Source organism: Limnohabitans sp. (assembly GCF_044361985.1).
In the GTDB taxonomy this organism is placed as follows: domain Bacteria; phylum Pseudomonadota; class Gammaproteobacteria; order Burkholderiales; family Burkholderiaceae_C; genus Limnohabitans_A.
In genome coordinates, this window is record NZ_JBIKHV010000097.1 from 1 (window position 1) to 7,223 (window position 7,223).

The 7,223-nt window shown below is 56.2% G+C and carries 7 protein-coding genes, 1 tRNA gene and 1 pseudogene; 1 reads left to right on the top strand and 8 read right to left on the bottom strand.

Annotation, left to right across the window (positions count from 1 at the left end; translation table 11 throughout):
- A pseudogene (locus ACIQ3A_RS12550) lies at nucleotides 1-696 on the top strand (hypothetical protein); the annotation flags it as partial.
- An 81-nt stretch (nucleotides 697-777) separates the two neighbouring features.
- Here the strand turns inward: ACIQ3A_RS12550 and ACIQ3A_RS12555 are convergent.
- From ACIQ3A_RS12555 to hscB, 8 genes are all read right to left on the bottom strand, one after another.
- A complete protein-coding gene (locus tag ACIQ3A_RS12555) occupies nucleotides 778-1,644 on the bottom strand; it encodes a phytanoyl-CoA dioxygenase family protein (RefSeq protein WP_396432070.1) in 867 nt (288 codons plus the stop codon).
- Entirely contained in the window at nucleotides 1,641-2,459 is an 819-nt protein-coding gene (locus ACIQ3A_RS12560; RefSeq protein ID WP_396432071.1) for a phytanoyl-CoA dioxygenase family protein, read from the bottom strand. Before ACIQ3A_RS12560 ends, ACIQ3A_RS12555 begins: the two co-directional genes overlap by 4 nt.
- A 51-nt stretch (nucleotides 2,460-2,510) precedes the next feature.
- Nucleotides 2,511-3,197 carry a GntR family transcriptional regulator gene (locus ACIQ3A_RS12565; protein WP_396432072.1) on the bottom strand — a complete coding sequence of 229 codons (687 nt, stop codon included), beginning with the start codon at nucleotides 3,195-3,197 and terminating at the stop codon, nucleotides 2,511-2,513.
- Nucleotides 3,198-3,661: 464 nt separating this feature from the next.
- Nucleotides 3,662-3,736 (bottom strand) — tRNA-Val (locus ACIQ3A_RS12570).
- 77 nt (nucleotides 3,737-3,813) lie between these two features.
- Complete coding sequence (gene dnaQ, locus ACIQ3A_RS12575) at nucleotides 3,814-4,533, bottom strand: DNA polymerase III subunit epsilon (RefSeq protein ID WP_396432076.1); 720 nt, start codon at nucleotides 4,531-4,533, stop codon at nucleotides 3,814-3,816.
- Nucleotides 4,534-4,548: 15 nt separating this feature from the next.
- Nucleotides 4,549-4,887 (bottom strand): ISC system 2Fe-2S type ferredoxin, encoded by a 339-nt coding sequence (gene fdx, locus ACIQ3A_RS12580; RefSeq protein ID WP_396432073.1) that lies wholly within the window; start codon nucleotides 4,885-4,887, stop codon nucleotides 4,549-4,551.
- 33 nt (nucleotides 4,888-4,920) lie between these two features.
- Nucleotides 4,921-6,786 carry a Fe-S protein assembly chaperone HscA gene (hscA, locus tag ACIQ3A_RS12585; protein WP_396432074.1) on the bottom strand — a complete coding sequence of 622 codons (1,866 nt, stop codon included), beginning with the start codon at nucleotides 6,784-6,786 and terminating at the stop codon, nucleotides 4,921-4,923.
- A gap of 16 nt (nucleotides 6,787-6,802) precedes the next feature.
- A partial coding sequence (hscB, locus tag ACIQ3A_RS12590) for a Fe-S protein assembly co-chaperone HscB (RefSeq protein WP_396432075.1) occupies nucleotides 6,803-7,223 on the bottom strand: 421 nt, incomplete at its 5' end.

Here is a 7,223-nt window from a genome sequence, read left to right on the forward strand (position 1 = left end):
GAAATCACCAAGGTGGCCAAAAAACTGGCTGGCAAGAAAGTCGAATGGCGGGCACATTCCGAAGAAACCAAGGGATCCTACTTTTGCGAGCCTGGTGGCAAGTTGGGACCTGCTGACCGATTGATCAAGCGCATCGAGATGACCAAGGACTTGGCAGACCTGATCGTGTTCATGGTCAACAGCTACATCCGCCCCACTGACATACGCAACATGCAGCACAAGCATGTGGAGATCATTCGCAGAGAGTGGACATACCTAAGGCTCAGCTTGCCCCCCAGCAAGGGGCACACCTTTCCCATCACCACCATGCCATGGGCCGTCAAAGTTTATGAACGCATTCGGCGTCGACAGGTGTTGGAACTGGGCCGTGACATCCACCCCGAGGACTATGTGTTCATGCCCGAAGCGGCATCACGCGACAACGCCATGAAACTGCTGGCAAGGCAGTTTGAAATCGTGCTTGAGGTCACAGGGTTGAAGCTCAGTACTGCTGGCGAAACCCGTACCTTGTACAGCCTGCGTCACAGCAGCATCATGTTCCGATTGATGTTTGGTCGAACGGTGGACACCTTGACCCTGGCTCGCAATGCACGAACCAGCCCAGAAATGATTGATCGCTTTTACGCCGCCCCACTACAAGGTGAGATGAACGTGGGCGAGTTGCAGAGCAAGCGGCGGCCACGGCCTTGGGAGTAAAGAGTCAGAGTTGACGACGGCTATGCAGTGGTTGCGGCCGATAGCTCGAAGTGGCTCCACCGATGTACTCATCGAAAAGCCCTAGCTCTTACCTGCCGTCTGCAAAGCGTAAATGCCTGAATATCCCGCCGAGAAATCCGGCGGTAATTCGATCACTCCAGCTTCCACGCGTGCATGGGTAGCCAGCTCGCCCCTGACCATCTGGTTGCGATGGATGCTGTCTACAACAGGTGCGGTGTAGGCGAATGAGTCAGCAGCAGCGTACTGAATGATGTAGGTCGTGCGCAAGGTATTCGAGCGGTTTTGACTGGAGCCGTGCACTGCGAGTCCGTGATGTGCCACCACGTCTCCCACGCCCAACTCGTTGTCGACCACGTTCACAAAGTCCTCCGGGGTCATCGTGTGATTGCAATTGAGTTTGTAGATGCCGTTTTCCCAATGACTGCGTGGCCCCAACTTGTGGCTGCCAGGGATCGTCTGAAGGCAGCCATTGATGGCGCGGGACGCATTAAGAGGTATGCTCAAAGCGACAAGGTTGGTGTTGGTGTGAGGAAACACCGGCCAGTCCTGATGCCAGCCAATCTCTGCACCTCCTTGGGGCAGTTTGAAATTGATCTTCGAGTGGTAAAACTTGACCGCTCCTCCAAGCAGATCTGCGGCAATGTCACCAAGAATCGACTCAAAAGCAGTTGCAACGTAGACCGGATCAAGCTCGGTCGGGCTGGAGATTCGCCGTATGCGCGGCGCCTGGGCGGTATGCGCAGGCTCCAGGTCGTAATGTTTCGACTTTTGCTGGAGTGATCGGCCCTCATCGTACAGCCGCTCGGTGGTCGATATCAGCCTCGTAAGCAATTGGGGATCAAGCACCTGTCGGAGATTGAGGTAACCCGTATCGTGGTAATCCCTGATCTGTTCAGGGGAGAGGATGCGTTGATGACGGATATTCATCGGGCCTCCTGCGTCGAGCTTTCAAGCGAGAAAATGTGCTCGCTTCCCATGATGAGTGGTTTTGTATTGGTCGACCGGACGTAATCAGGCCGTGGGTTGGGAACATCGCGACACCGGTTGGTTACCGGGTTGTAAACCACATAAATCGCCCAACGATTGTGCTGGGACAAGTTATGTCCCGAGGCGTGCAGGATGTTGCAGTCAAAGAACACCACGGTGCCGGGCTTGCCAGTGATCGCCACTGGTTCGGGGCTGCGGGCCATGATTTCTAACAGCTTGTCCTTTGGCGTCACATAAAACTTGTAGCCCGTAGCTTCGTTGAATTCAGGCTCCAGACTGCCCTCCTTGTGGCTGCCCGGAATAAAGTACAAGCAGCCGTTCATCTCTGTGGGCTCGTCCAACATGACCAGCGCAGTAGTTGGACGTGCCTCAGGCATGCCATCTCGCTTCCAGGTTCCGTAATCCTGGTGCCACGCCCACACCGAGCCGTCAATGGCGGTCTTCAAATTGCATTTCGTGTGATGGATGTACAACTGCTGCTCGGAAAGCAGATCCTGCGCGGGCTCGAGCACGCGTGAAGTACGCGAGACGGCATGAAACACCGGTGAAGCCGTAGGGCCATCCGCCTCGTGGACCCGATAGATGGTTTTGGCAACATTGCTGCCCTTTTCCCGTACCAGGTGATCCGTTTCGATCTCTTGAATTCGCTCAAGCTCGGCTCTCATGGCCGCTACCTCGGAGGCGGAAAAAAGGCCATCGAGGGTAATGAATCCATCTCGGTGGTAGGTTTCGATCTGCAGATGGGTGAGGCGCACAGGCAAACTCCTTAAACAGGAGTTCATGGTATGTGACTGGCATGCCAGTTGTCAAGTACGGGTAATCAGGGTCCTGTGGGCGAAATCAAATAGATCATCAATCACCCGATCACTGGCATCGGCAGCCTTCTCAGGTTTGCCGGAGGCCATCGCACGTGCAAGGGCCACATGCAGACGCAGTGTCGCGTTGACTTGGCCATGATGATGGTAGAACCAGAAACGCCGTGAGGCCGAGTGAAGGGCGGACACGGCCGCAGCAGCCACCATGTTTCGAGCGCTTAGTGCAGACTGCCTGTTCATTTCGTTGTCCCACTGCAGGAATGACACAAGGTCTTCAGACTTCACAGCAGCTTCCATGCCATGTGCGACAGCTGCCATGGCTTCGCGTTCAGCCAGAGTGGCACGCGTGGCTGCAGAACGAGCGATCAAGCGGTCGAGTTCGCGTCGTGTCTCTAGGATCTGGAGTTGATGACCCACGTCGATGGCGGTCACTACCACCCCACGACGGGGCAGGATCTGAACAAGGTGTTCACGCGCCAGACGCTGCAAAGCTTCACGGATCGGCGTATGTCCAATGCCAATGCGTTCGCTGAGCATGGCTTCCGACACCACGCTGCCTGGCGCGAGCTCAAGAGTCACGATCATCTCCTCAATGCGGCGATAAGCTTCCTCGTTGAGTGAGGGAGGCTCTTGGCCAGGAGTTGGCGATTTCGAGAGTGCGCTGGGTCTGCTGGTCATGATCAATATGGTGCCACAAGTAGATCCCTAAGGCGGCAACCGACGGTCATATGCACTAGGTAATGGTCCGCTCCCAGCCTTTAGCGAATGTTTGCGCGCAAAGTCTACGTAAGGCAGTGTTCCTTTTTGGACGGCACCCGTGCGGGCATCAAAAAAGCCCTACAGCGTGTTTTTAGCTGGGCTCGCTGGGCTGAGTAGCTGGACGCGCTTCAAAACAAACATAGCGTTTTTTTCAAGTTGAGCACAGCGCCAGCAGTGTCAGCACAAAGGCAAAAAGCAATGTGTCATTGACACCATGTGAGCGTCACTGACAGCAGATTTAAAAGTAGTTGTTTGACTGTTCCGAAATCTATGAAAAGACTCAGAAAAATCTATGAGAAGTAGTAAACCCGGACCATACTACTTTGAACCAAAGAAAAAGCACCTAGAGTTGCCTCTAAGTGCTTGATTTCATTGGAAATTTTTGGTGGGCGATGCAAGTTTCGAACTTGCGACCCCTGCAGTGTGAATGCAGTGCTCTACCCCTGAGCTAATCGCCCCACGCTTCTCAGCGAAGATCAATATTATTGCATGAAAAATATGACTAACTTGCGTCTGGCAAGCAAGAATTGACGCATCAAGCTGACGCAACTTGGATTTGGCGCCACACAGTTTGCCCACCGCTGGATTTGTCGAGTTGGGTCAAAACATCTTCATGGACAGCAAGTTCTTGGGCGTTCGCCAACAGGACAGGCAAAGAAAACTGACTCAAATCGACATGAATCAAATCTGCTTTTGAATCGCTGGGTGCATCGCCAGCGTCAATCAGCAGGGCTTCCTGGCCGCGCGTCATGTTGATGTACACATCGGCCAGCAACTCGGCATCGAGCAAGGCGCCGTGCAGGGTGCGGCCAGAGTTGTCGACCTCCAGACGATCACACAGGGCATCTAGGCTGTTGCGCTTGCCTGGGAACATTTCCTTGGCCATGGCCAAGGTGTCAATCACGTTGTCCACATAGGCCTTGAGCGGCTTCTTGCCTACTCGCTCGAGTTCCTTGTTCAGGAAACCGATGTCAAACGCAGCGTTGTGGATGATGATCTCGGCGTCGCTGAGGTAGTTCAAAATTTCTTCAGTCAGGTCAGAAAATTTGGGTTTGTCACGCAAAAATTCATTGCTGATACCGTGCACCTTGAGGGCATCTTCGTGGCTGTCACGCTCTGGGTTGAAGTAAAAATGCAGGTTATTACCCGTGAGCTTGCGGGCATACAGTTCAACGCAACCCAATTCGATGATGCGGTCGCCACCTTCGGCTGACAGGCCCGTGGTTTCGGTGTCTAAAACGATTTGGCGCATGATTTTTTACTTCGCAGTTCAGTGAAGTTCTTTGGCGTGGTTGATGGTGTAACGCGGGATCTCGATCACCAGGTCCTGCTTGGCCACAAAGGCCTGACAGCTCAGGCGAGAGTTAGGCTCAAGGCCCCACGCACGGTCAAGCAGATCTTCTTCTGTCTCTTCCATTTCGTTCAGGCTTTTAAAGCCATCGCGCACGACCACATGGCAGGTGGTGCAGGCCGCGCTCATGTCGCAGGCGTGCTCGATGTTGATCTTGTTATCAAGCAGGGCTTCGCAAATGCTGGTGCCTGCAGGCGCTGTTATTTCTGCACCGTTGGGGCAGTATTCGGGGTGGGGGAGAATTTTGATAACGGGCATAGATGTCTTTTGAATTCGGGACAGGTCAAGCGTTTACAAGGCCTTGATATTTTGGCCTGCCAATGCTTTTCGAATGCTGTGGTTCATGCGCTCAGCGGCAAAGGCCTCGGTGCCTTTGGCCAAAGCCTGGGTGAGGTCTTCCAGCGCTTGGGCGTCTTGCTCGGTTTGCACAGCGGCTTGCAAAGTGGCCATCAGGGCGTCAATGGCGCTGCGCTCATCGGCTTGCAGCAAGTGGCCATCTGATTGCAGGGCGCTGCGCGTAGCCAGCAACATGCGGTCGGCGTCGACCTTCGCCTCGACCAAAGCTCGGGCCTTCATATCGGCTTGCGCTGTGGTGAAGCTTTCTTGCAGCATGGTGGCGATTTGATCGTCGCTCAAGCCATAAGAGGGCTTGACATCGATGTGCGCTTCCACACCACTCAGTTGCTCTTTGGCACCGACGCTCAACAGGCCATCGGCGTCCACCGTGAAGGTCACGCGGATACGGGCGGCGCCAGCGGCCATGGGTGGGATGCCACGCAACTCAAAACGAGCCAGACTGCGGCAGTCTTGCACCAGATCGCGCTCCCCTTGCACCACATGCAGGGCCAGCGCGGTCTGCCCGTCCTGGTAGGTGGTGAAGTCTTGCGCCATGGCGGTGGGGATGGTCTGGTTGCGCGGGATGATGCGCTCGACCAGGCCGCCCATGGTCTCGATGCCCAGTGACAGCGGGATCACATCCAGCAACAGCATTTCGCCGGCAGCGTTGTTGCCGGCCAACTGGTTGGCCTGGATGGACGCACCCAGCGCTACGACTTCATCCGGGTTGAGGTTGTTCAGCGGGGCTTGCCCAAAAAAGTCGGCCACAGCCTGCTGAATTTGCGGCATGCGTGTGGAGCCGCCAACCATGACCACGCCTTGGATGTCTTGTTTGGTCAGCTGGGCATCACGCAGCGCTTTTCGCACAGCGGTGATGCAGCGGGCGGAGAGGGATTGCGTCACAAGCTCGAAGTCAGCTCGGCTCATGTGCACCGACAAATTGCCGGTCGACAAGGGGACATCCAGTGTAGCCGACTCGGCGCTTGTCATGGCTTCTTTGGCCGCACGGGAGGCCGCCTTGAGGAGCGTTTTGTCTTCTGCGGTCACGGCCAACAATCCAGGCTGACGCGCCAGCGCAGCATCGGCCAGAGCCTGGTCGTAGTCGTCCCCACCCAAAGCAGAATCACCGCCCGTGGCCAGCACCTCGAACACGCCTTGTGTGAGGCGCAAGATGGAAATGTCAAACGTGCCACCGCCCAAGTCGAACACGGCGTAAACGCCTTCACTGGCGTTGTCCAGACCATAGGCAATGGCGGCGGCTGTGGGCTCGTTGATCAGGCGCAAGACATTCAGGCCCGCGAGTTGAGCGGCGTCTTTGGTGGCTTGGCGCTGGGCGTCGTCAAAGTAGGCGGGTACTGTGATCACGGCGCCGTACAAGTCATCGTTGAACGTGTCTTCGGCCCGGTAGCGCAAGGTGGCCAAAATTTCGGCGCTAACTTCCACCGGCGATTTGGGGCCTTGCACCGTCTGGATGCTGAGCATGCCCGCATCACTGTCTGTGAATTGGTAGGGCAATTTGCTGCGGTCTGCAATGTCCTTGAGGCCACGCCCCATGAAGCGTTTGACCGAAGCAATGGTGTTGACCGGGTCGGTGGCTGCGGCCTGCACGGCATCGAAGCCGATCTGGCGGCCCTGCCCGGGCAGGAAGCGCACGACCGATGGCAGGATCACCCGGCCATCGTCATCGGGCAAGCACTCGGCCACGCCATTGCGCACCGAGGCCACCAGGGAATGGGTCGTGCCCAGGTCAATGCCCACGGCAATACGACGCTGGTGGGGATCGGGCGATTGGCCCGGTTCAGAGATTTGCAATAACGCCATGGTCTGTCGGTTCAGGTCAATTCAATCGGTCAAGTTTAGCGTTCACTTCTTGCATGAAGCGTTCAATGAACATCAGCGCCCTCACCTGCCCCACAGCCTGTGCAGGGTCTTTGGCTTGGTCAATCAATCGAGCCAGTTCGAGCTGCACGCCCTGACGGTCGGCGCGCACTTGCTCAGCAAGCGATTCCAGCCCTTCACCGCTGTCGGTTTCATCCAAAGCTTCACGCCATGCCATCTGTTGCATGAGAAATTCGGCAGGCATGGCAGTGTTGTTCTCGGCCTGGACAGGAAAACCTTGCTGCTCACACAGATAGGCAGCTCGCTTGAGCGGGTCTTTCAGTCTCTGGTAAGCCTCGTTGATGCGCACCGACCACTGCATGGCCACACGCTGGGCTGCGGGGCCCTCGCCTGCGAATCGGTCAGGATGCGCTTCTCGC

What these genes read in the sequence shown, in the direction of transcription:
- ACIQ3A_RS12555 (WP_396432070.1), bottom strand. Translation starts at nt 1,644, where the DNA reads ATGAATATCCGTCATCAACGCATCCTCTCCCCTGAACAGATCAGGGAT.
- fdx (WP_396432073.1), bottom strand. Translation starts at nt 4,887, where the DNA reads ATGCCCGTTATCAAAATTCTCCCCCACCCCGAATACTGCCCCAACGGT.
- ACIQ3A_RS12565 (WP_396432072.1), bottom strand. Translation starts at nt 3,197, where the DNA reads ATGACCAGCAGACCCAGCGCACTCTCGAAATCGCCAACTCCTGGCCAA.
- hscA (WP_396432074.1), bottom strand. Translation starts at nt 6,786, where the DNA reads ATGGCGTTATTGCAAATCTCTGAACCGGGCCAATCGCCCGATCCCCAC.